The sequence below is a fragment of the Micromonospora sp. NBC_00821 genome (assembly GCF_036347035.1).
Lineage (GTDB): Bacteria > Actinomycetota > Actinomycetes > Mycobacteriales > Micromonosporaceae > Micromonospora > Micromonospora hortensis.
On sequence record NZ_CP108880.1, the window covers coordinates 1,714,407 to 1,738,493 of the forward strand.

Genomic DNA, 24,087 nt, shown 5'->3' on the forward strand with positions numbered 1-24,087 from the left:
CGTACGTACGTCTTGTTAAAGTCTCGGTCATGCGCCTGCTTCCCCCGCCGGGTCCGGCCCGGGTCCTCACCCTCGGCACTCTGGTCAAGACCGTCGGGCGGGGCCTCTGGCTCGTCGCCAGCGCGCTCTTCCTCACCCGGTCGGTCGGCCTGTCGGCCACCCAGGTCGGCATCGGGTTGACCATCTCGGCCCTGGTCGGTGTGGTGGCCAGCGCCCCAAGCGGCTACCTGGCCGACCGCGTAGGCCCACGCGGTGTGCAGGTCGGCGCGCTGTTCGTCGCCGGCACCCTGACCGTCGGCCTGGTCGCCGTCCGGTCGTTCCCCACGTTCCTGCTGGTGGGAGCGGCCACCGCGCTCGCCGATGCGGTCGAGCGAGGTGCCCGCGGCGCGCTGATCGCCGGAGCGATCCCCGCCGACCAGCGGGTCCGCACCCGCGCCTACCTACGGGCCACCACCAATGTCGGGATCTCCGTCGGCGCCGTCCTCGGCGGCTTCGCCATCGCCGCCGACACCCGAACCGGATACGTCGCGCTCATCCTGGCCTCGGCGGCGACATCACTGGCCGCAGCAGTGGTCTTCCTTCGACTGCCAGCCGTCGCCCCGGTCGCCGCCCCGACGCACGGCCCTCGGCTGGTCGCCCTACGGGACCGCCCGTTCCTCGCCTTCACAGTGGTCGACGGGCTGATGTCGATGCACTTCAGCCTGCTCACCATCGCCCTGCCGCTGTGGATCGCCGGCCACACCCGGGCCCCCGCCTGGATGGTCTCCGCGTTGACGCTGGTCAACACCGTGCTGGTGGTGCTCCTTCAGGTACGCGCCGCGAATACCGCCGCCACACTGCCCGGAGCCGCCCGCGCCGCCCGCCGAGCGGGCGTGGCCATCGCCCTGGCCTGCGTACTCTTCGCCGCCAGCGGCGCGCTGCCCACCACCGGCGCGGTGTGCCTGCTCGGCCTCGGCGCGCTCGCGCACGTCACCGGGGAGCTGTGGCACTCCGCCGCCGGCTGGGGGATCTCCTTCGGGCTCGCGCCAGCGGACGCCCAGGGGCAGTACCAGGGGGCGTACGGCATGGGCTACGAACTGGGCAAGATGCTCGCACCGGTCGTGGTGACCACCCTCGCGCTCGGCTGGGGCGTACCTGGCTGGCTCGTGCTCGGTGCGCTGTTCCTCCTGCTCGGAGCCCTGGTGCCCCCGGTCGTCCGCTGGGCCGGACGGACCCGGCCGATCAGTGGGCCAGCAGAACCGGTGCCGGCCTCGCCACTCGACCGGCGGAGTGGGGGGTCGATCTGGCAGGCTGATAGTCGTGCTGACGGTGCCGGTACGCCAACTGGGGGAATCGGAGCGCCGCGCGGTCGAGCGACTGCTCGACCATGACCCGTTCGCGGGCGCGCAGGTCGCCGAGCGGATCGCCGCGCGCGGACTCTCCTGGTGGCGAGCCGAGGGCAGAATCCTGGGGTACGGGGCTCGCCGCAACCTTGAGTCACTCTGCTGGCTCGGCGGCAACCTGACCCCGGTGCTGGCCAGTGACGCCGCGGTGGCTGCCTTCGCCGACCTGCTCGCGGGCGAGGAACGGCTCTGCTCCTCGATCGTCGGCCGCGCCGATGCCGTCCTCGGGCTGTGGGACCGCCTCTCCGACACGTGGGGGCCAGCGCGAGACGTTCGCCCCAATCAGCCACTGCTGGTCACCGACACGCTGCCGCCCGTACCGGCTGATCCGGATGTACGCCAGGTTCGCTCCGGCGAGGTCGACCGGCTCTTCCCTGCAGCGGTGTCCATGTACACCGAGGAGGTCGGCGTCTCCCCGCTTGCCGAGGACGGTGGACGCAGCTACCGCCGGCGGGTCAACGACCTGGTCCGGACCGGCCGCGCGTACGCCCGGATCATCGACGGCAAGGTCGTGTTCAAGGCCGAACTGGCAGTGGTGACCAAGCGGACGGCGCAGATCCAGGGCGTCTGGGTGGCACCGGAGTGGCGAGGCAGGGGGATAGCGACCGCCGCCATGGCAGCCGTGGTCCGCGACGCGCTGCTGCGGGTCGCCCCCACCGTCAGCCTGTACGTCAACGACTTCAACCTCCCGGCCCGCCGCGTCTATGAGCGCTGCGGCTTCCAGCCGATCGGCACCCTGGCCACAGTCCTCTTCTGACCGCTGCCGGTTGCCACCCGCGGCGGCGGTGATGTCCCGCAGATCTTGGACACTTTCCGTTCGCGCTGGACGGAAAGTGTCCAAGATCTGCGGATTCAGGTCTGCGGACTCGGAGCAGAGAAACACCGCTGGCCGGCACCCGGGGTTGCGGGTGCCGGCCAGCGGTCGGTGTCCTGGTGTCATCTTGTCGTGCCGTGCTGTGGTGCGGGTCAGCTGTTCCAGTGCTGGCCAACGAGGTCGGTGGCCTGCTGCTCCCACTGGGCGTAGGCGTCCGGGTACGCCGAGACCTGTACGGTCTGCGCGGCGTCGGTCAGCGGCATGTCCTGCCATCCGTCGACCTGCTTCAGGCCCTTGAGGAACGCGGTGGTGGAGTAGGCGGGGTCGGTGATCTGCTCCGGGGTACCCCAACCCGAGCTCGGGCGCTGCTGGAACAGGCCCAGCGAGTCGTGGTCGTTCATGTCGCCCAGGTGACCCAGGTTCTCCAGCTTCGACTCCTGCAGGCTCGTCGCGATCGAGATGACCGCGGCCCGCTCCGGCAGACCAGCCTTCTTCGTGGCGGCGATGATCGCCTTCACGTTCGCGCTCTGCTCGTCATTCAGGCTGATACGCGACTGATCGCCCTGCGGCTTCTGCGCCGCCGACTGCACGGTGACCGCGACGGGCTTGGCATCCACGGCCGGGGTGGCGGCGTGGGCGGCGATCGGGCCGGCGAACACACCACCGGCGAACGCGAGACCAGCAACAGACAGCATGCTCTTACGGAAGATCGTGTTCATGGGGTAGCTCCTTCGGGGGTAGAACACCCACACCGCCAAAAAGGGGGAACGGCGGTTGATGGGTGTGAGCACCTCGTCCGGCGCTGCAACAAACAAAGCGGAAAAAGTCTTGGGGGGTGACACCGTGTGGGGCGTCGGGTCGGCGACCTGCCGAGCCGGAGGGCTCGTGGCGCCGGGACCCTATGTAACGACCCGGGGGCCGCGGTCATTCCGGGGTCGGCCCACCTGCCGGCACTCTCGTCGTGGCGGTGCCTGCGGTCGTTCGTGGGGGTTGTAACGACCGGGGGCCGGCTCATTCCGGGGTTGGCCCACCTGCCGGCACCCTTATCGAGGCGGCGCCCGACGGCCGTTCGTGGGGACTGTGACGACCGGGTGGAGGCTGGCATTCCAGCCTGCGCGACCAGCCCTCAGGGGTCGGGCGGCGGGCCGGTGGTACTGCGATCGTCAGGGTATGTAACGACCCCGGCCCGGCCATGATTCCGGCCTGAGGGTGCGCCCAGTCACCACCCACAAACACCCACCAACGGACGAACCACCCACACCCACCGGGTCGACAGCGCCGAACCGGCCCTCACCTGCGTGATCCACTCGGGTTCACGGAAGTCGGGCATCCTGGACGCCCCGGACGGCGCGACTTGAAGGAACCCGAGTCGACAAGAAGCGTCCGATCGCATCGCGATCGGCTACATCAGGCCAGACCGTGTAAAACGCCTAAATTGCCGGCAGGGCTGCCGGCACCGTCCCCCGGGCCCGCCGGCCCTGACCTGCCCACCGCGCCGGCTTCGCCGCGGGCCTGCCGGTTCTGACCGGCCGGCCGCGCCGTCTCTGACCCCCTGATCCGCCAACCCCCGGGCCCGCCCACCCCCGGGCCCGCCCACCCCCGGGCCCGCCCACCCCCGGGCCCGCCCACCCCCGGGCCCGCCCACTGTGCCGTGCTTGCCGGCTTTGCCACCGCCGTCTGCGGGGCTGACCCCGAAACCGCCGGTTCGGCGCCCCCTGTCTGGTTCAGGTATCGGGCGGTGCGGCCGTGGCCGCAGCATCGAGCAGGTCGGCTGTCCCGCTGGCGGAACGGACGGAAGCCCAGCTCAGAGACGGGAAAATCGGTTGAGTTGACGGGGTGGTGCCGGCAGGCTGAGGTCTCCGCCACCCACGTCCCGGAGGACTTTCATGCGCCTGCTCCGTGATCTGTGGGGGACTTCAACCCGTCGTGTGACGATCGTGGCCGTCCTGATCGTGCTGGGCGCCGCGGGGCAGGCGGGCGCGTCGGCCCTGGCCGGCGCGGTGCTGGTGCATCGTTCGGCTGGCTTCTTCGTCGTACTGGCCGCAGCCCTTGTCGCCGTGGTCCTCAGCGACCTCGCGGTGAGTCTGTTGATGGCCGGCCTGACCGCCGACTGGTCCGCCGACGTGCGTCGCCGGCTCTGCCGTGTCGCTCTCGGGCAGGACCTGCCCACCCTGGAGACCACTCCGGTGGGCGAGCTGCTGGACCGGATCGACGGGGACGTCTATCAGGTGGCGTCGGCAATTCGTAACCAAGGCACCCGGCTCGCCCAGGGTCTTTGCGTCGGTCTGTTGTCGATGGGCGTGGCGGTGTTCGTGTGGTGGCCGGCGGGGATCGCGATGCTGCTGCTCACTGTGGTGCTCGCGGTCGGCCTGCGCCGGCCCACGGCGCGGATCGGCCCGGCCCGGATGGCCGAGGAGGAGGCGTGGTCCGACCTGGCCGCCGTGATGGAGGAGGCGGTGCACGGCCAGGACGACGTACGCACCAGTCTGGCGCGGCCGTACGTGCTGCGGTTGTACGCCCGGCGGGCCTCTGCCGTGCTGTCCCGTGGCCTGGTGGTCTGGGTGCTGTCCGCCCGGGTGGCGACGGTGGCCACCGCGACGATCCGGGCGGGCATCGGCGCGGTGGTGCTCGGCGGTGCCTGGGCGTTGGCTACCGGCCGGATCGACGCCGCCCGGCTCACCGCCATCTGGTTGCTCGCCCTGGCCTTCGGGGCGACAGCGGAGCACGTCAGCCGGATGGTGCCGGAGATCCAGGAGGCGCTCGGCGCGTGGGCGCGGGTGCAGTTGCTCTACAAGGCCCGGCAGGAGCCGGTCGGCGGGGCCAGCCCGAGCGAGGGTGACCTGCGCATTCGGGACCTGACATTCGGGTACGGGGAGAGTGACCGGGGGGCCGCGCTGCGCGGGCTCAGCCTCACCTTCGCGCGCGGTCGCGCGTACGCGCTGATCGGGCGGACCGGTTCGGGCAAGTCGACGCTGGCGAAGGTGCTCACCCGGGCGGTCGACGTGCCGCCGGGCACTGTCTTCCTCGGCGGCACCGACCTGTGCGACCTCGACGTCGAGCAGCTGCGCCGCTGGGTGGCGTTGGTGCCGCAGCGCACCGAGATCCTTGCCGGCACGCTCGCTGAGAACGTGGCGCTCTTCGACCCGGAGTTGCTCGACGCGGCGGCTCGGGCGCTCGACGAGCTGGGCCTGGCCAGCTGGATCGCCGAGCTGCCGGACGGGTTGACGACCCGGCTGGGGGAGGGCGGGCACGTGCTCTCCGCCGGTCAGGAGCAGTTGGTGGCGTTCGCCCGCATCCTGGTCCGGGAGCCGCACGTGGTGATCCTCGACGAGGCCACCGCACGGCTGGACCCGGTCACCGAGGCGCGGGTGCAGCGGGCCACCGAACGACTACTGCGCGAGCGGATCGGCATCGTCATCGCGCACCGGCTCTCCTCGGTGCGCCGCTGTGACGAGGTGGTCGTCCTGGCCGACGGCGCGGTGGTCGAGGCCGGTCCGCTGGAGACGTCGACCCGCTTCGCCGAACTCCTGGCGACCAGCCACGCCGCCGCGTACGCCGCAGTGGCACCGGCCGGTCGCACCGGCGTCGGCACCGACCTTCTGGTCGGCCCCGGCCCGGACGCGTGGCCGAGCGGGCCGGCACCCGCGCCGACCGAGCCGATCGTGGCGAACGAGCACGCCGCCTGGCCGACCGAGCCGATCGTGGCGAACGAGCACGCCGCCGCGTGGCCGACCGAGCCGATCGTGGCGAACGAGCACGCCGCCGCCTGGCCGACCGAGCCGGCATCGACGCGGGCTGAGCCGAACGCGAAGGCCACGCGGGAGACACCGCCCGACAGCACGCGGGACGCGGTCGGGCCGACCCGGGCCGACCCGCCGCCGCTGCCGCCGGTGCCGCCGGCCCGGACACTGCGGGAGATCTTCCGACTCTGCACCAACGATCCCCGGTACGGTGCGGCCGCGATCGTGCTGTTCCTCGGGCTCAGCCTGCTCGGGCTGGACGGCCCGGTGCTGCCCTGGCTCTGGGCGGACCTGGTCGACGGGACGGGCAACCCGTACCTGCCGGCCATGGGGATCGTCGCCGGATTGCTGGTCACCCTGCCCCTGCCGTTCTACACCCACGTCTGGTTCCCGCAGTGGTGGGTGCGGCAGATGCTGCGGATCGGCCTTCGCCTGGTGCACGGCCAGACCGGGCCGCGCCGGGTCAGCTCACACACCCCCGCCGAGGTGGTGGCGCAGGGCGGGGACACCGAGCGGGTGGTCCAGCTCGCCGACAACGTGCTGGACCAGACCGTCGCGCTGGTGCTCGTGGTCGCCATGACGGCGGTCACCGGCAGCGTCGTACCCGGGCTGTTCTTCCTCGGCACGATGGTCGTCTCCGGGCTGGCCGCGACGTTGTTCGGGCCGAAGCTGGAGCGTGCGGCCCGGGCGACGGTGGCGGCGCGGGCCTCCTTCGCCACGGCGCTGGTCTCCGCGCTCTCCGCGGCGCGGACGGTGAAGCTCGCCGGCGCGACCACTGCGGTGCTGCGCCACCTGGCGAGCCTGGACGTGCTGCGCAGCGACCGGCAGCGACGGGAGATCTCGGTGCAGGTGTGGGCGCGCTCCACACCGTCGATGGCCAGTGGGCTGTTGCCGATCGGCGCTTGGGCGCTCTACCTGAACGGCTCGCTCTCCGCCGGGGCGGTGCTGGTGGCCGTCTCCACCCTGGGCGCGGCCCGCTGGTTCGCCTGGACGACTGCCTCGTTGATCTCCCAGCTGCCTTCGGCGCGGGTCTGGACCCAACGCACTGCGGCGATGACCGGGGTGAGCGCGTACTCAGCGGGGGTGCCGGAGGTCGACCTGACCGCCGGGACGGCGCCGGCGCCGACCATGCCGCCCCGGCATCCGCTGCGACGGCTGGAGCTGCGCGGTTTCGGGGTGGTGCACTCCGACGGCACGGTGGCCGTGCGGGACGTGGACCTCACCGTGCAGCGGGGGCAGTTGGTGCTGGTCGTCGGGCCGGTGGGGTCGGGTAAGTCCTCGTTGCTGCGCGGGCTGGCCGGGATCGTGCACCACACCGGCGAGCTGGCCTGGAACGGTGACCCGGTCACCGAGCCGGAGCTGTTCCTGCGTCCCAACCAGGTCGGCTACGTCGGTCAACTGCCCCGGGTGCTCTCCGGCACGGTGGCCGACAACATCGCCCTCGGGCACCAGGTGGACGCGGCGGGGGCGGTCAGCACCGCCCAGCTCGACCATGACCTGGCCGCCGCCGGTGGTGGGCTGGGCCTGCTCATCGGGCACAAGGGCACCCGGCTCTCCGGCGGGCAGTTGCAGCGGTTGGCGTTGGCGCGGGCGTTGGCCCCGCGTACCGAACTGCTGGTCGCCGACGACGTGTCGTCGGCGCTGGACGTCACCACCGAGCTGGCGCTGTGGCAGGCGTTGCGCGGCCACGGGGTGACAGTTGTCGGCTCGACAGCGAAACGCGCGGCGTTGGTCCGGGCCGACCACGTCGTGGTGCTGATCGGCGGCACGGTGGCCGCCCAGGGCACCTGGCAGGACCTGGAGGGCGACTGGTCGCACCTGGCTGGCTGACCGGCGGTCGGGCGGCCGCTCACGCGGCGGCCGCCCGGCCGGCCGAGATCAGGAGGCGCGGGCGTACTGGGCGGGGCCGGAGTACGCGAGGCCGAGCTTCGCGGCCGCCCGGCGCGGCCAGTACGGGTCGCGCAGCAACTCCCGACCCAGCAGCACCAGGTCGGCCTCGCCGCTGGCGACGATCTGCTCGGCGTGCTCGGGCTCCACGATGAGGCCCACCGCGCCGGTCGGCACGCCGGCCTCGCGGCGGATCTGGGCGGCCAGCGGCACCTGGTAACCCGGGCCGAGCGGGATGCGCTGGTCAGTGCTCACCCCACCGGAGGACGCGTCGACGAGGTCGACGCCGACGCCGGCCAGCTCACCGGCGAGCACCACGCTGTCCTCGATCGTCCAGCCGCCCTCGACCCAGTCGGTGGCGGAGATCCGGGTCAGCACCGGCACGTCCTCGCCGACAGCGGCGCGCACCGCGCGGGCCACCTCCAGGGTCAGCCGCATCCGGGCCGCGCGGTCGCCGCCGTAGGAGTCGGCGCGGTGGTTGGTCAGTGGCGAGAGGAACTCGTTGAGCAGGTAACCGTGGGCGGCGTGGATCTCCACGGCGGCGAAGCCGGCGTCCAGGGCGCGAACGGCTCCGGCCGCGAACGCCTCGACCACACCGGCGATGCCGGCCTCGTCGAGGCTGGTCGGCGTCCGGTAGCCGGCGGTGAAGGGCTCCGAGCCGGGTGCGACGGGCGTCCAACCGCCCTCGGCGTCCGGCACGCCACCGCGCTCGGGTGCCCACGGCCGGTAGGTGGAGGCCTTGAAGCCGGCGTGCGCGAGCTGCACGGCCGGCACCGCGCCGTGGGCGGCGACGAACGCGGTCACCGGTCGCCAGGCGTCGACGTGCGCACCGGACCAGAGGCCGGTGTCCTGTGGGCTGATCCGGCCCTCGGGGAGTACGGCGGTCGCCTCGGTCAGCACCAGGCCGGCACCGCCGACCGCGCGGCTGCCGAGGTGGATCAGGTGCCAGTCGGTGGGCAGGCCGTCGGGGCCGGCGGAGTACTGGCACATCGGTGCCATGGCGATCCGGTTGGGCAGTGTGACCCCGCGCAGGGCCAGGGGAGTGAACAGGGAACTCATGGGGTCATCCTCTCCGACACGGCGACGGGCCCCCGGGGAGAGGGGCCCGTCGCCGTGCTGGTGAATCGGTCAGGCAGGAACAGGGCTGAGCTCGGGCCGGGTGTCGGCGACCGGCTCCGGGTCGGTCAGGTCACGCCGGCCGGCGGACTCGTACGCGGCGCGGTCGAGAGTGCCCTCGCGGGCGGCGACCACCGTCGGCACCAGCGCCTGCCCCGCGACGTTGGTGGCGGTGCGGATCATGTCCAGGATCGGGTCGATGGCCAGCAGCAGGCCGGCGCCGGCAAGCGGCAGGCCCAGCGTGCTGAGGGTCAGGGTGAGCATCACGATCGCGCCGGTCAGACCGGCGGTGGCCGCCGAGCCGACCACCGAGACGAAGGCGATCAGGAGGTAGTCGCCGATGCCGAGCTGCACACCGAACACCTGGGCCACGAAGATCGCGGCGAGGGCCGGGTAGATGGCGGCGCAACCGTCCATCTTCGTGGTGGCGCCGAAGGGCACCGCGAACGAGGCGTACTCGCGGGGCACGCCGAGCCGCTCGACGGAGCGCTGCGTCACCGGCATGGTGCCGACCGAGGAGCGGGACACGAAGGCCAGCTCGATCGCCGGCCAGGCGCCGGCGAAGAAGCGCAGCGGGTTGAGGCGGCCGGCCAGGATCAGCACCAGCGGGTAGACCACGAAGAGCACGATGGCGCAGCCGACGTAGACGGCTGTGGTGAACTTCGCGAGGGGGGCCAGCAGGTCCCAGCCGTACGAGGCGACGGCGTTGCCGATCAGGCCGAGGGTGCCGATCGGGGCGAGCCGGATGACCCACCAGAGCGCCTTCTGGACGATCTCCAGCAGGGAGCGGTTCAGCGCCACGAACGGTTCGGCGGCGTCGCCGACCAGCAGGGCAGCGGCACCGATGACGACGGCGAGGAAGACGATCTGGAGGACGTTGCCCTCGACGAACGCGCCGACCGGGTTGGTGGGCACGATGCCGGTGAGGAAGTCGGTCCACGAGCCGGTGTTCTTCGGCGGCGCCGCGCCACCCAGGTCGAGGGTCACGCCCTTGCCCGGGTTGGTGAGCAGGCCGAGGCCGATGCCGATGCTCACCGCGATCAGCGCGGTGATGCCGAACCACAGCAGGGTCTTGACGGCGAGCCGGGCGGCGTTGGCGACGCCGCGCAGGCTGACCACGCTGACCACGATGGCGGTGAAGACCAGCGGCGGCACGGCCAGTTTGAGTAGTTGGACGAAGAGGCTACCGACTGTGTGCAGGGTGCTGGTCAGCCAGCTCAGGTCGTTGCTGCGGGCAACGAAGCCCAGCGCGACGCCGAGCACGAGGCCGAGCAGGATCTGCACGGAGAAGGGGATTTTGCGCAGGCTGAAGGGCATGAGGATGTATCCAATTGTCCGGTCCGATCGGGGCAGGCGTAGGAACGCGGCTAGCCCGGACAGATGCCACTGGCCTGCAGTCGGAGATCGACATACAGGCGGACAGTGAGGCCCCAGACATTGGTCATCGCTGGCCGACGATACGCCGATTCCCGCTCATCGGAAGGACCGGACAGCGTGAGGCTCCTTACAGAGGGCCAGCGCGGAGGCGGTGCCCAGACCCCACAGCACCGCGAGGGCGAGGATCAGCCGCTCCAGCACCCCCACCACCGGGCCTCGACCGATCACCAACATCGCCAGCCCCACCGTGGCACAGAGCGGCAGGGCCAGCACGGCCGCGACGCCGGCCAGCCGACGCACCGTCCGGCCGGCCGACCCGGAAACGGCCAGCGTGATCATGGCGAAGACCACAGCGGCGGTCGCCGCGATGCTCGCGCCGCCGTGCACCAGGTCCGCCGTCGTCGCGCGCTCGAACGGCGGCAACGGGCAGCCACCGGAACAGGTCACCGCCCCGGACACGGCGGTGAACACGGCCCCGGTGGCGAGCAGCGCCGGGGCCGCCGCCCACACCCCGGGGGGCAGCGCCGCGCCGATCAGCAGCAACGCGCCGGCAAGGGCCAGGATCCCGATCCGGTACGTCGCGGCGTGGGCGCTGCCGGCGATGCCCGCCTCGCTGACGTACCCGGTGAGCCCTGAACCGGGACCGGCGACCACGGCGAGCGTCACCGCCACCGCACCGGCCAGCGTGCAGCCGGCCGCCGCGGACCCGGCGACCCGGCGCGCGACCTCGCCGCGGGCCCTCGGCGCCGTCGGGGCGGCCGGCCGACCCGGTTCAGCCACGCCCGTGCGGCGTGCTCCAGCCGGACTCGTCCGGCCCGAGTGGCACGATGCCGCTGGGATTGATCTCCCGGTGCGTGCCGTAGTAGTGCCGCTTGATGTGGTCGAAGTCCACCGTCTCGCCGAAACCCGGCGTCTGGAACAGGTCCCGCGCGTACGCCCAGAGCACCGGCATCTCGGTCAGCTTGTCGCGGTTGCACCTGAAGTGCCCGTGGTACGCGGCGTCGAAGCGGACCAGCGTGGTGAACAGCCGCACGTCCGCCTCGGTGATCGCGTCGCCCATCAGGTAGCGCTGCCCGGACAGCCGCTCGGAGAGCGCGTCCAGCCGGGCGAAGAGCGCCCGGAACGCCTCGTCGTACGCCTGCTGGGAGGTGGCGAACCCGCACCGGTAGACGCCGTTGTTCACGTCGATGTGGATCTCGGCCATCAGCGCGTCCATCTCCGGGCGCAGCGCCTCCGGGTAGAGGTCCGGCGCGCCCGCACGGTGCAGCGACCGCCACTGCGTGGAAAAGTCGAGGGTGAGCTGCGGATAGTCGTTGGTGACCACCCGACCGGTCACTGTGTCGACGAGCGCCGGCACTGTCACCCGGCCGGTGTAGTCCGGGTCGGTGGCCAGATACGCCTCGGAGAGGAAGCTCACGCCGAGCACCGGGTCGAAGCCGTCCGGGTCGAGGGCGAACGCCCAGCCCCGCTCGTCCCGGATCGGGTCGACGGTGCCCAGCGAGATCGCGTCGTCCAGCCCGAGCAGGCCACGCACGATCCTCGCCCGGTGCGCCCAGGGGCAGGCCCGGCACCAGACCAGCCGGTACCGGCCGGCCTCCAGCGGCCAGCGATCCTGCTCGTCCGGGCCGCCGCCGGGCGGCGAGGTGGAGTCGGCGGTGACCCGACCGGTGAACCGGTTCGGCTGGCGGACGAACGCGCCACCGCCGCTGGTCTCTGCGCTGAACTGGGCCCGGGCCATGCCGTCAACCTATCCGCTGCCCGCGCGGATATCCTGGCGGCCGGCAGCCCTCGTGACCCGGTGGGCGTGCCCCACCCCCGCCGTCTGCACCCCCTAAGGACTCGCGATGACCGTGGCATACCTGGTGGCCGGTGTCCGCACCCCGATCGGCCGGTACGCGGGCGCGCTGGCCGGCGTCCGCCCCGACGACCTGGCCGCGCACGTGATCCGGGAACTGGTCGCCCGCCACCCCTCGGTGGACTGGGCACGAGTCGACGACGTCGTGCTCGGCTGCGCCAACCAGGCCGGCGAGGACAACCGCAACGTGGCCCGGATGGCGGCGCTGCTGGCCGGCCTGCCCGAGGAGGTGCCGGGCAGCACCGTCAACCGGCTCTGCGGTTCCGGCCTGGACGCGCTCGCCACCGCCGCCCGGTCCATCGTCGCCGGGGACGCGGAACTGGTGATCGCCGGCGGGGTGGAGAGCATGAGCCGGGCGCCGTTCGTCATGCCGAAGGCCACGTCGGCGTACTCCCGCTCGGCCGAGGTGTACGACACCACACTGGGCTGGCGGCTGGTGAACCCGTTGATGCGTGACGGGTGGGGGGTCGACTCGATGCCGGAGACGGCGGAGAACGTGGCCGCCGAGTACGGCGTGAGCCGCGCCGAACAGGACGCCTTCGCGTACCGGTCGCAGCAGCGTGCGGCCAAGGCGCAGGCCGACGGCCGGTTCGCCGAGGAGATCGTGGCGGTGTCGGTGCCGGCCGGTCGTCGGGAGACCCGGCTGGTCGAGGTCGACGAGCACCCCCGGGAGACCACGCTCGCGAAGTTGGCGGCGCTGCCCACCCCGTTCCGCGACGGCGGCACTGTGACCGCCGGCAACTCCTCGGGTGTCAACGACGGCGCTGTCGCGTTGCTGGTGGCCAGCGAGGCGGCGGTCGCCCGGTACGGCCTGACCCCGCTGGCCCGGATCGTCGGCGCGGCGGCGGCCGGTGTGCCACCCCGGATCATGGGGATCGGCCCGGTGCCGGCCACCCGCAAGCTGCTCGACCGCGTCGGCGTCGAGATGGGCGCTGTGGACGTGGTGGAGTTGAACGAGGCGTTCGCCGCGCAGTCCGTGGCGGTGTTGCGTGAGCTGGGGCTGCCAGTGGACGCCGACCACGTCAACCCGAACGGTGGGGCCATCGCGCTGGGGCACCCGCTCGGTGCCAGCGGCGCGCGGCTGGCGTTGACCGCGGCCCTGGAGCTACGCCGTCGCGGCGGCCGTCGGGCTCTGGCCACCATGTGCATCGGCGTTGGTCAAGGCATCTCGCTGTTGCTGGAGTCAGCCGCCTAGAGTGGTCCACACCACACGACCCGCGGGTCGACCGGTGCCCACGCGTGCCCGCTGCGCGCCCCGACGCCGGTGCCGTCCCGCGCTGCGGCGATGAACTGGGGAGCACGCTGATGCCGGACGGACTGCCTACCGAGATCGATCTGACCAGGCCGAGCGCGGCCCGGGTGTACGACTACTTTCTGGGTGGGGCACACAACTTCGAGATCGACAGGCAGTTGGCGGAGCAGATCGCCAGCATGACCCCGAATCTCGCCGCCACCATGCGCTCCGGTCGGGAGTTCCTGCGCCGGGCCGTCCGGGTGCTGCTCGACGCCGGCATCGACCAGTTCCTCGACATCGGCTCCGGAATTCCCACGGTGGGCAACGTGCACGAGGTGGCGCAGGCGGTGAACCCCAAGGCCCGCGTGGTGTACGTCGACATCGACCCGGTGGCTGTCGCGCACAGCCGGGAGTTGCTGGCTGGCAACGAGCTGACCGGTGTCATCCACGCCGACCTGCGTGAGCCGGAGCGGATCCTCGCCGAGACCCGACAGCTCGGGCTGATCGACTTCGGTCGTCCGATGGGGATCCTGCTGGCCGGGGTGGTGCACTTCATCCCGGACGCCGACCGGCCCGAGGCGATCCTGGCCACGCTGCGGGCCGCTGCCGCGCCGGGCAGCTTCCTGGTCGTCTCCCACTCCACCTTCGAGGACCAGCCACAGGAGATGCTGGACGCCCAGCGCCTCTCCGCCCGCACCGCCACCGAGATCACCCTGCGCTCCCGCGCTCAGGTCACCGGTTTCTTCGGTGACTGGACCGTAGTGGAACCGGGCGTGGTGCACATGCCGCTCTGGCGCCCGGACTCACCGTCCGACGTGGACGAGCACCCGGAGCGGTTCGGCGCCTTCGGGGGCGTCGCCCGGTACGACCAGCCCGCCGGCTGATCCCGTGGCCGCCGTCCCGGACCCCGCCGGGGTCGATTCCGGTCGGGGCCCCGCCGCGGTCGTCGCCGGCCGGGACCCCACCGGGGTCGTCAACGGTCGGGCGGACGCCCAGGGGTACGCCGCCGACTGGGCCCGCGCGGTGCGTCGGCTCGGTTTCGTGCCGCTCAGCGTGGCCGAGACCGAGCGGCTGCTGCTGGCGCAGACGATCCGGCTGGCCCAGGCGGTACGGGCGGAGCCGTTCAGCGCCCACCCGGCCGAGGAGGTCGGGCGGGCTCTGGTGGAGGCGCACCTCACCGAGCCGCAGGCCCTGGAGTGGACGCTGCACGCGCTCGGCGCGACCTTCGGGCGTCGGGTGCTGTGCGACGGTGACCGGCCGGCCGACCTCGCCGACCGGATCGCGGCGGTGCAGGGCGGGCTGGCCGCCGGGTTCGCCCGGGCGCTGCGCGACCGCACCTTCAGCCAGCAGGAGCGGATCGCCCGGTCGGCCTGGCAGGCGCGCGACGAGGTCGAGCAGGCGCTGCGCGAGAGCGAGGCACGGTTCCGGGCGGTGTTCACCGGCGCCGCGATCGGGATCGGGATCGCCGGCGTGGACGGTCGGATCATCGACGTCAACCAGGCGTTCGCCGACATGCTCGGCTACTCGATCGAGGAGTTGCGCGAGATCAACGTGTCGGCGCTGTTCCACGCCGACGACGCCGCCGGGATGTGGGAGCTCTACCAGGAGCTGATCGAGGGAAAGCACGACGCCGCCCGGGTGGAGAAGCGCTACCACCGCAAGGACGGCACAGTGGTCTGGACGGATCTCGCCGTCTCGCTGATCCGACACGATGGCCGGCCGCGATTCACCGTCGCGATGATCGAGGACATCACCGAGCGGTACGAACTCCAGCAGCGGCTGCGCTTCCAGGCGCTGCACGACCCGCTGACCGGGCTACCCAACCGGACGCTGTTCTTCGAGACGTTGGGACGGGTGCTCGACACCGCTGACGCCGGGCAACGCGTCGGGGTGTGCTTCCTCGACCTGGACGGCTTCAAGGCGATAAACGACAGTCTCGGCCACGACCTCGGTGACCGGCTGCTCGTGATGATCGGCCGGCGGCTGGCCGCGTGCGTGGCCGACCACGGCCACCTGGTCGCCCGGATGGGGGGCGACGAGTTCGTGATCCTCGTCGACGGAGGGGACGACACCGACGACCCGGTCGCTGTCGCGCAGGCCGCGCTGGCCGCCGTCGCGGCTCCGGTCCACGTCGGTGAGCACCAGTTGGCCGTCTCGGCCAGTGTGGGCATCGTGCAGTGTCCGGCCTCGGAGACCACCGCGTCGGAGCTGATGAAGGCCGCGGACACCACGCTCTACTGGGCCAAGGCGGCGGGCCGGGGCCGGTGGGCGGTCTACGACCCGGAACGCGGCGCCCGGGACATCGCCCGCTCGGCGCTGGTCGCCGGGCTGCCCGCAGCACTGGAGCGGGGCGAGTTCGTGCTGCACTACCAACCGATCGTGTCGCTGCTGGAGGGCACCATGCTCGCGGTGGAGGCGCTGGTCCGTTGGGAGCATCCGGAGCTGGGGTTGATCGGGCCCGACCGGTTCATCGGCCTGGCCGAGGAGACCGGTCTGATCGTCCGGCTCGGCGAGTGGGTGCTGCGGCAGGCCTGCGAGGACGCCGAGCGGTGGTGGCGGGAGTTCCCGGACGCCAGGCTGGTGGTCAGCGTCAACCTGGCCGCCCGGCAGGCCGACGAACCGGCCATCGTGGACACCGTCGCCGACGCGTTGCAGACCAGCGGGCTGCCGGCGGAGCTGCTCCAACTGGAGCTGACCGAGAGCGCCGTGATGGGCAGTGCCGGTGAACCCCTGCGTAGCCTGCACCGGCTCGCCGCGCTCGGCGTCCGGCTGGCCGTGGACGATTTCGGCACCGGGTACTCCAACCTGGCGTACCTGCGCCGGTTGCCGATCCACTGCCTGAAGCTCGCCGGTCCGTTCGTCGAGGGCATCCGCGCGGACGGGACCGACGTGGCGGCCGACCACCGCGACGAACGGATCGTCGACGCGTTGGTCCGGTTGGCGCACGCGCTGGAGTTGTGGGTAACGGCCGAGGCGGTGGAGACCGGCGTGCAGGCGGAACGGCTGCGGGCGCTGCGCTGCGACACCGGGCAGGGCCGATACTTCGGTGCGCCCGCCCCGGCCGACGTGATCACCGCCCGGCTGCGCGGCGGAGTGCTGGCGTGAGCGAGCGCAGCGAGCGAATCACCAGGCACGGCGGCGTGGCGCGAGGCTACGGCACGCGGCGAAGCGGAGTGCCGGCGTGAGCGGGGGGCCGGTCCGGTCCGGAGGGTGGCGACGGAGGATGGCGGCGTGGATCTGACGGACTCGCAGACGGCGGTGACAGTGGTGGCCGGGCTGGCCATCCTGGCCGGGTTGGCCGGTGTGGTGGTGCCCGGTCTGCCGGCGCTGCCGCTGTGCTGGGGTGGCGTGCTGCTGTGGGCGGTCTTCGGCGGCGCCGGTCTGGGTGGTTGGGCGGTGTTCGCCGCCGCCACGCTGGTCGCCGGGGGCGGCGCCGTGATCAAGTACGCGTGGCCGGGCCGGAACCTGAAGCGCACCGGTGTACCGACGTCCACGCTGCTCGCCGGTGGGGTGCTGGGCATCATCGGGTTCTTCGTGGTGCCGGTCGTCGGCCTGGTGCTCGGCTTCGTCGCCGGGGTGTGGGCGGCCGAACGGCTGCGGCTGGGCAGTAACCAGCTCGCCTGGCCGTCCACGGTGCAGGCCCTGAAGGCCGCCGGCCTGTCGATGCTTGTGGAGTTCCTGGCCGGTCTGCTCGTCGCCGCCCTCTGGGTAGCAGGGCTCCTCCTGACCTGACCGGCCCGGCCCGTCCCGGCCCGTCCTTGCTCCGCGATCTTGCACTTGCTGTCCCGACATAAAGGGCATCAACGCCGATCTCGACAACCGAAAGTGCAAGATCGGCGGGGCGGGGCGGGGCGGGGTGGGGTGGGGTGGGGTGGGTTTGTGGGGCGCGGGGCACTTTTCGGGTACGGCGGAGTGGCCGTACGTGAGAGAGAGGTGTGCCCCGCGCCACCGGGTCGGGCGGTCCGAGCGCCCGGGGTGGGCCCTTGTCGGGCCTGGTCACTGGTCCAGGATGCCGGCCGGGGCAGCCGGTCGGCAACGCAATTAGCCCGACGGCGGTGAGGTTCCCACCGACTACGTATTGACCGCCTTGATCGGCCGGGTCGACACTTTGCCCACTCGCACGTGGAACCACCTCAGGGAGGTGTGCAGTGGCCACGACGCCCGTGCCGACCGCCGAGCAACCGATGGACGACGACGCCCGGCGGCTCGCCGAACTCGGCTACAAACAGGAGTTGCGCCGTAAGTGGAGCGGCTTCTCCAACTTCGCCATCTCCTTCTCGATCATCTCGATCCTGGCCGGCTGTTTCACCACGTTCGGTCAGGCGTGGAACAACGGCGGGCCGGTCGCCATCTCCTGGGGCTGGCCGCTGATCTCGCTGTTCATCCTGATCATCGGCTTCTGCATGGCGGAGTTGGTGTCGGCGTACCCGACAGCGGGTGGGATCTACTGGTGGGCGGCCACCATGGGCCGCCCGGTGCACGGCTGGTTCACCGGCTGGCTGAACCTGATCGGCCTGGTGGCGGTCACCGCCTCGGTGGACTACGGCTGTGCGACGTTCCTCAACCTCACCCTGTCGGCGCTCTTCGACGGCTGGGCCGGGACGCTGCGTCAGGCGTTCGTCCTCTTCGTGATCATCCTGGTGCTGCACGGGCTGATCAACATCTTCGGGCACCGGATCATCGATGTACTCCAGAACGTCTCGGTCTGGTGGCACGTGGCCGGCGCGGCCGTCGTGGTGGCCATCCTGGTCTTCGTGCCCGACAACCACCAGAGCTTCCAGTTCGTGTTCACCGAGCGGTTCAACAACTCCGGCTTCGGCGACGGGGACGTCGGCGGGCTGACGTTCTGGTTCTACGTGCTGCCGCTGGGCTTCCTGCTGACGCAGTACACGATCACCGGCTTCGACGCCTGCGCGCACGTCTCCGAGGAGACCCGGGGCGCCTCGCAGGCCGCCGCCCGCGGACTCTGGCAGTCGATCTTCTACTCGGCGGTCGGTGGCTGGATCCTGCTGCTGGCGTTCCTCTTCGCGGCCACCGACGTCGAGGCGGTCAACGCCGCGGGCGGCTTCTCCGGTGCCATCTTCGAGTCGGCGCTGACCCCGGTCTTCTTCAAGATCGTCATCATCATCTCGACCATCGGCCAGTTCTTCTGCGGCATGAGCTGCGTGACCTCGATGAGCCGGATGGCGTACGCGTTCAGCCGGGACCGTGCCGTACCGGGATGGCGCCTGTGGTCGACTGTCGACCGCAACGGCACCCCGGTCAACGCGATCATCGGCGCCACACTGGCTGGCCTGGTGCTGACCCTGCCGGCGCTGTACGAAAGCTCCGCCGGTATCCCGATCGCGTTCTACGCTGTCGTCTCCGTCGCGGTGCTCGGGCTCTACCTGTCGTTCCTCATCCCGATCGCGCTCCGGCTGCGGATGGGCGACCGGTTCGTCCCCGGGCCGTGGACGCTGGGCCGCAAGTACAAGCTGCTCGGCTGGATCGCGGTGATAGAGATCGCGATCATCGCCGTCTACTTCGTGCTGCCCATCGTGCCCGCCGGGGTGCCCGGCAACGACGAGTTCACCTGGTCGGCGGTGAACTACGCGCCGCTCGCCGTCGGCGGGGTGCTCCTGGTGGTCGCCGTCTGGTGGTACGCCTCGGCCCGCACGTGGTTCACCGGCCCGGTTCGTACCGTCGAAGAACCCGCTGCGGCGGCCGACCCGACGCCGGCCGACGGCCCGACCTGATCGGCACCCGGCGGGACGGGCGGTGCTGCCGTCCCGCCGGCCGACGGTCGGGTTTGCCGCACGTGCCGCCGGGGGCATTGACGGTGATCCGGTTTGCCAGTAGACCTTGGTGATGGAGGCCCGCGAATGAGGAAAGCTCCGCTCACGCTGGAACAACTGCGGGTCGCCGTGACCGAGGGCGAGATCGACACCGTGGTGCTGGCCCTCGTCGACATGCAGGGCCGGTTGCAGGGCAAGCGGTTCCACGCGCCCTTCTTCCTCGACCAGGTGGTGACAAACGGCAGCGAGGGCTGCAACTACCTGCTCGCCGTGGACGTCGACATGAACACCGTCGACGGGTACGCGATGTCGAGTTGGGAACGCGGCTACGGCGACTTCGCGATGGTGCCGGACTTCGCCACGTTGCGCCGGGTGCCCTGGCAGCCCGGGTCAGCCCTGCTGCTGGCCGACCTGACCTGGCTCGACGGGTCCGGTGACGTGGTCGCCTCGCCCCGGCAGATCCTGCGCCGGCAGCTGGACCGGCTGGCCGAGCACGGGCTGACCGCGTACGCCGGCACCGAGTTGGAGTTCGTGCTGTTCCGCGACTCGTACGAGGACGCCTGGCAGCGTGGCTACCGCGACCTCACCCCGGCCAACCAGTACAACGTCGACTACTCGCTGCTCGGCACCGCCCGGGTGGAGCCGCTGCTGCGCCGCATCCGCGTCGAGATGGCCGCCGCGGGGCTCACCCCGGAGAGCGCCAAGGGCGAGTGCAACCTCGGGCAGCACGAGATCGCGTTCCGGTACGACGAGGCGGTGGCCTGCGCCGACCATCACGTGATCTACAAGAACGGCGCCAAGGAGATCGCCGCCCAGGAGGGGATGGCGATCACCTTCATGGCCAAGCCGAACGAGCGGGAGGGCAACTCCTGCCACATCCACTTCTCGCTTCGGGACTCCTCCGGCTCGTCGGCGATGCTCGGCGACGGACCGGCGCACCTGTCGCAGACCGGGCAGCGCGTGCTCGCCGGGCTGCTGGCCACCATGCGGGAGTTCAGCCTGCTCTTCGCCCCGAACATCAACTCCTACAAGCGCTACCAGCCGGGGTCGTTCGCCCCGACGGCGCTGCGCTGGGGTGTCGACAACCGCACCTGCGCGCTGCGGGTGGTCGGGCACGGGCAGGGCATGCGCGTGGAGAACCGGGTCCCCGGCGCTGACGTCAACCCGTACCTGGCGATCGCTGGGCTGGTCGCCGGGGCGCTGCACGGCATCGACGGCGAGCTGGAGTTGGGCGCGGAGTGCACCGGTAACGCGTACGACGACCCGGAGGCCGAGCGGGTCCCCGGCACCCTGCGCGACGCCCTGGCCCTCTGGGAAGACTCCACTGTGGCCCGGGAGGCGTTCGGCCCTGAGGTGGTGGCCCACTACGCCAACCAGGCGAGGGTCGAGCTGGCCGCTTTCGACGCCGCGGTGACGGACTGGGAGCTGACCCGTGGCTTCGAACGCCTCTGACCGCGTGAGAAAGGTGGCGGCGGCATGACGGTTCTGGTGGACCCGACTCGCGGGGTCGGGTTTCGGGAGGTTGCCGCGGCCTCGGTGGACGAGGTTGACGCGGCCGTCTCGCGGGCGGCTGCCGCATTCGAGACCTGGCGTCTCGTGGGGGCGGGGGACCGGGCTCGGTTGCTGCGGCGGTTCGCCGCGGTGGTCGACGCGCATCTGGACGAGTTGGCAGCGCTGGAGGTGCGCAACTCGGGGCACACCGTCGGCAACGCCCGGTGGGAGGCGGGCAACGTCCGCGATGTCCTGGACTACTACGCCGGCGCGCCCGAGCGGTTGACCGGGCGGCAGATCCCGGTGCCCGGCGGCCTGGACGTCACCTTCCACGAGCCACTCGGTGTGGTTGGCGTGATCGTGCCCTGGAACTTCCCGATGCCGATCGCCGCCTGGGGCTTCGTCCCGGCGCTCGCCGCCGGCAACACGGTGGTGCTCAAGCCCGCCGAACTGACCCCACTCACCGCCCTGCGCCTTGCCGAGTTGGCCCGCGAGGCCGGCCTGCCGGACGGCGTCTTCACCGTCATCCCGGGCGAGGGCTCGGTGGTGGGGGAGCGGTTCGTCACCCACCCGGCGGTCCGCAAGATCTGCTTCACCGGCTCCACCGAGGTCGGCACCCGGATCATGGCCGGCTGCGCCGTGCAGGTGAAGCGACTCACCCTGGAGTTGGGTGGCAAGAGCGCGAACATCGTGTTCGCCGACGCCGACCTGGAGCGCGCCGCCGCGACCGCGCCGGGCGCGGTCTTCGACAACGCCGGCCAGGACTGCTGCGCACGGTCGCGGATCCTGGTCCAGCGTTCGGTGTACGACCGGTTCCTGGAACTGCTCGAACCGGCGGTACGCGCGGTGCGGGTCGAGGACCCGTCCCGCGACACCGCCGAGATGGGCCCGCTGATCTCCGCCGCCCAACGGGAGCGGGTCGCCGGCTACCTCGCCGGGGCGACCGTCGCCTTCACCGGCTCGTGCCCCGACGGCCCCGGGTTCTGGCACGCGCCCACCGTGTTGCTGGCCGACTCGCCGGCCGACCGGCACTGGCGGGAGGAGATCTTCGGCCCGGTGGTCTCGGTGCTGCCGTTCGACGACGAGGCGGACGCGGTCCGGCTCGCCAACGACACCGAGTACGGCCTCTCCGGCTCGATCTGGACCCGGGACGTGGGTCGGGCCCTGCGCCTGGCCCGCGCCGTCGACTCGGGCAACCTCAGCGTCAACTCGCACTCCTCGGTGCGCTACTGGACCCCGTTCGGCGGGATGAAGCGCTCCGGGCTCGGCCGCGAGCTGGGCCCGGACGCGTTGCACTCCTTCACGGACGTCAAGAACGTGTTCATCGCGACGGAGGAGTGACGCCAGTGCAGGGTCGGTTGCAGGACCGGGTGGCAGTGGTCACCGGAGCGGGCAGTGGCATCGGGTTGGCCACAGTGCGGCGGTTCGCCGCCGAGGGGGCCCGGGTGGTCTGCGTGGACATCGACGCGGCGGCCGGCACGAAGGCCGCCGAGGAGTGCGGCGGCGAGTTCGTGGCCACCGACGTGGCCGACGAGTCGGCGGTACGCGACCTGTTCGACGGGGTTGCCGACCGGCACGGCCGGGTGGACGTCGCGTTCAACAACGCCGGCATCTCACCACCGGACGACGACTCCATCCTCGACACCGGCCTGGACGCGTGGGAGCGGGTGTTGCGGGTCAACACCACGAGCGTCTACCTGTGCTGCAAGTACGCGATTCCGCACATGCGTCGGCAGGGCAAGGGCTCGATCATCAACACCGCCTCGTTCGTGGCGTTGATGGGTGCGGCCACGTCGCAGATCGCGTACACCGCGAGCAAGGGCGGGGTGCTGGCGATGACAAGGGAGTTGGGTGTGCAGTTCGCCCGTGAGGGCATCCGGGTCAACGCCCTCTGCCCCGGCCCGGTGGCCACCCCGTTGCTGCTGGAGCTCTTCGCCGCCGACCCGGAGCGGGCCGCCCGTCGGCTGGTGCACGTGCCGATGGGTCGCTTCGGGCAACCGGAGGAGATCGCCGCCGCGGTGGCGTTCCTGGCCAGCGACGACGCCTCGTTCATGACCGCCGCGCAGTTCGTGGTCGACGGCGGCATCACCGGCGCCTACGTCACTCCTCTATGAGGAGGAGGCCGCTGATCGGGGTCAGCGCGTACGTCGAACCCGCCGACTGGGCGGTCTGGCGGGGTGTGCGGGCGGTGCTGGTCCCGGAGGCGTACTCGCGGGCGGTGACGGCAGCGGGTGGCCGGGCGGTGGTCCTGCCTCCGGACGACGTGGACGCGGACGTGATGGCCGTCCTCGACGGGTTGCTGTTGGCAGGTGGCGCGGACGTCGGCCCGGAGCGGTACGGCCAGCCGCCCGACCCCCGTACCGAGGACCGGCCGGACCGGGACGCCGGCGAGTTGACGCTGTTGGCCGCCGCGCTCGCCGCCGAGGTGCCGGTGCTGGGCGTGTGTCGGGGCATGCAGTTGCTGGCTGTCGCGTACGGCGGCACGTTGCACCAGCACCTGCCCGACGTGGTGGGTCACGAGGCGCACCGCCCCGCGCCCGGGGTGTACGGGGCGCACGCTGTGCGGTTCACACCGGGCAGCCTGGCCGCCACGGTGCTGGCCGGGGTCGACCAGGTCAACTCGTACCACCACCAGGCGGTCGCCGATCCGGGCCGGCTCACGGTGACCGGTTGGGCGGGGGACGGCGTGGTGGAGGCGGTGGAGGATCCGGCCCTGCCGTTCGTGCTCGGGGTGCAGTGGCATCCGGAGAACGAGTCGGATCCCGCCCCGATCACGGCGTTGGTGCAGGCCGCCGGCCGGCGGGTGTGACGGGGATCGCCCCCGCCCGTCGACGGCACCGGTGGGAGGATCGGCGCATGGGCAAGGTTTATCCGGAGGTCGATGCTCGACTGCGTGACTTCATAGTGGCCCAGCCACTCTTCTTCGTGGCGACCGCACCGTCCGGGGTCGAGGGGCACGTCAACGTGTCACCGAAGGGCATGCGGGGCACCTTCGTGATCCTTGGCCCGCACCGGGTGGCCTACCTCGACTATCACGGCAGTGGGGCGGAGACCATCGCCCACCTGCGGGACAACGGCCGGATCACGCTGATGTTCTGCGCCTTCGACGGCCCGCCGAAGATCGTCCGGTTGCACGGTCGGGGCAGCAGCGTCGCGGTCACCGAGGACGCCTTCGCCGATCGGCTCGCCGAGTTTCCCGCGCCTCCGGACGTGCACGCCGTGCGGGCGGTCATCACTGTCGAGGTGGAGCGGGTCAGTGACTCCTGCGGATACGCGGTGCCACTGATGGACTTCCGGGCCGAACGTGATCTGTTACTCACCTCACACTCCCGCCGCAGCGCCGATGATCTGGTCACCTACCGGGCCACCAAGAACGCGGCAAGCATCGACGGGCTGCCGGTCTTCTGACTCGTCAGA

Annotated in this window: 18 protein-coding genes; 13 read left to right on the forward strand and 5 right to left on the reverse strand. The window is 71.8% G+C overall.

Annotated elements, in window-relative coordinates; all coding sequences use genetic code 11:
• The first annotated feature begins 29 nt into the window (after positions 1–29).
• Together OHB44_RS08025 and OHB44_RS08030 are read left to right on the forward strand one after the other, a co-directional pair.
• Positions 30–1,370 (forward strand): MFS transporter, encoded by a 1,341-nt coding sequence (locus tag OHB44_RS08025; protein ID WP_330440169.1) that lies wholly within the window; start codon positions 30–32, stop codon positions 1,368–1,370.
• A complete protein-coding gene (locus OHB44_RS08030; RefSeq protein ID WP_330440170.1) occupies positions 1,300–2,139 on the forward strand; it encodes a GNAT family N-acetyltransferase in 840 nt (279 codons plus the stop codon). The genes OHB44_RS08025 and OHB44_RS08030 overlap by 71 nt, the downstream gene beginning before the upstream one ends.
• Before the next feature lie 209 nt (positions 2,140–2,348).
• On the opposite strand, the gene OHB44_RS08035 is transcribed toward OHB44_RS08030, so the two are convergent.
• Positions 2,349–2,915 (reverse strand): hypothetical protein, encoded by a 567-nt coding sequence (locus OHB44_RS08035; RefSeq protein WP_330440171.1) that lies wholly within the window; start codon positions 2,913–2,915, stop codon positions 2,349–2,351.
• A gap of 1,167 nt (positions 2,916–4,082) precedes the next feature.
• On the opposite strand from OHB44_RS08035, the gene OHB44_RS08040 reads away from it, so the two are divergent.
• Complete coding sequence (locus OHB44_RS08040) at positions 4,083–7,766, forward strand: ABC transporter ATP-binding protein (RefSeq protein WP_330440172.1); 3,684 nt, start codon at positions 4,083–4,085, stop codon at positions 7,764–7,766.
• A gap of 48 nt (positions 7,767–7,814) precedes the next feature.
• Here OHB44_RS08040 and OHB44_RS08045 read toward each other — a convergent pair whose 3' ends face one another.
• From OHB44_RS08045 to OHB44_RS08060, 4 genes are all read right to left on the reverse strand, one after another.
• Positions 7,815–8,882, reverse strand: a complete 1,068-nt coding sequence (locus tag OHB44_RS08045; RefSeq protein ID WP_266303396.1) for an NADH:flavin oxidoreductase/NADH oxidase — start codon at positions 8,880–8,882, stop codon at positions 7,815–7,817.
• A 69-nt stretch (positions 8,883–8,951) separates the two neighbouring features.
• Positions 8,952–10,244 carry a dicarboxylate/amino acid:cation symporter gene (locus tag OHB44_RS08050; protein ID WP_238686868.1) on the reverse strand — a complete coding sequence of 431 codons (1,293 nt, stop codon included), beginning with the start codon at positions 10,242–10,244 and terminating at the stop codon, positions 8,952–8,954.
• 168 nt (positions 10,245–10,412) lie between these two features.
• Positions 10,413–11,096, reverse strand: coding sequence for a DUF998 domain-containing protein (locus OHB44_RS08055; RefSeq protein ID WP_330440174.1), 684 nt, complete (start codon positions 11,094–11,096; stop codon positions 10,413–10,415).
• Positions 11,089–12,054, reverse strand: coding sequence for a glutathione S-transferase family protein (locus OHB44_RS08060; RefSeq protein WP_238686851.1), 966 nt, complete (start codon positions 12,052–12,054; stop codon positions 11,089–11,091). The genes OHB44_RS08055 and OHB44_RS08060 overlap by 8 nt, the downstream gene beginning before the upstream one ends.
• Before the next feature lie 106 nt (positions 12,055–12,160).
• Here OHB44_RS08060 and pcaF point away from each other — a divergent pair, with 106 nt between their 5' ends.
• The 10 genes from pcaF (at position 12,161) to OHB44_RS08110 (ending at position 24,078) form a co-directional block, all read left to right on the forward strand.
• A complete protein-coding gene (pcaF, locus tag OHB44_RS08065; RefSeq protein ID WP_238686850.1) occupies positions 12,161–13,366 on the forward strand; it encodes a 3-oxoadipyl-CoA thiolase in 1,206 nt (401 codons plus the stop codon).
• Between the two features lie 110 nt (positions 13,367–13,476).
• Entirely contained in the window at positions 13,477–14,289 is an 813-nt protein-coding gene (locus tag OHB44_RS08070) for an SAM-dependent methyltransferase (protein ID WP_330440175.1), read from the forward strand.
• Between the two features lie 4 nt (positions 14,290–14,293).
• Positions 14,294–16,510 (forward strand): putative bifunctional diguanylate cyclase/phosphodiesterase, encoded by a 2,217-nt coding sequence (locus OHB44_RS08075; RefSeq protein WP_238686848.1) that lies wholly within the window; start codon positions 14,294–14,296, stop codon positions 16,508–16,510.
• Positions 16,511–16,636: 126 nt separating this feature from the next.
• Positions 16,637–17,137: a DUF456 domain-containing protein gene (locus OHB44_RS08080; protein WP_112638544.1), complete on the forward strand. Its 501-nt coding sequence runs from the start codon at positions 16,637–16,639 to the stop codon at positions 17,135–17,137.
• 416 nt (positions 17,138–17,553) lie between these two features.
• A complete protein-coding gene (locus OHB44_RS08085) occupies positions 17,554–19,140 on the forward strand; it encodes an amino acid permease (RefSeq protein WP_330440178.1) in 1,587 nt (528 codons plus the stop codon).
• A 126-nt stretch (positions 19,141–19,266) separates the two neighbouring features.
• Positions 19,267–20,631, forward strand: a complete 1,365-nt coding sequence (locus OHB44_RS08090; RefSeq protein WP_238686846.1) for a glutamine synthetase family protein — start codon at positions 19,267–19,269, stop codon at positions 20,629–20,631.
• Between the two features lie 24 nt (positions 20,632–20,655).
• Positions 20,656–22,011 (forward strand): aldehyde dehydrogenase family protein, encoded by a 1,356-nt coding sequence (locus tag OHB44_RS08095; protein ID WP_330440179.1) that lies wholly within the window; start codon positions 20,656–20,658, stop codon positions 22,009–22,011.
• 5 nt (positions 22,012–22,016) lie between these two features.
• Positions 22,017–22,784, forward strand: coding sequence for a 3-oxoacyl-ACP reductase (locus tag OHB44_RS08100; RefSeq protein WP_238686844.1), 768 nt, complete (start codon positions 22,017–22,019; stop codon positions 22,782–22,784).
• Positions 22,781–23,479 carry a gamma-glutamyl-gamma-aminobutyrate hydrolase family protein gene (locus OHB44_RS08105; protein ID WP_330440180.1) on the forward strand — a complete coding sequence of 233 codons (699 nt, stop codon included), beginning with the start codon at positions 22,781–22,783 and terminating at the stop codon, positions 23,477–23,479. Before OHB44_RS08100 ends, OHB44_RS08105 begins: the two co-directional genes overlap by 4 nt.
• Before the next feature lie 47 nt (positions 23,480–23,526).
• Entirely contained in the window at positions 23,527–24,078 is a 552-nt protein-coding gene (locus OHB44_RS08110) for a pyridoxamine 5'-phosphate oxidase family protein (protein ID WP_238686842.1), read from the forward strand.
• Positions 24,079–24,087: the final 9 nt, after the last annotated feature.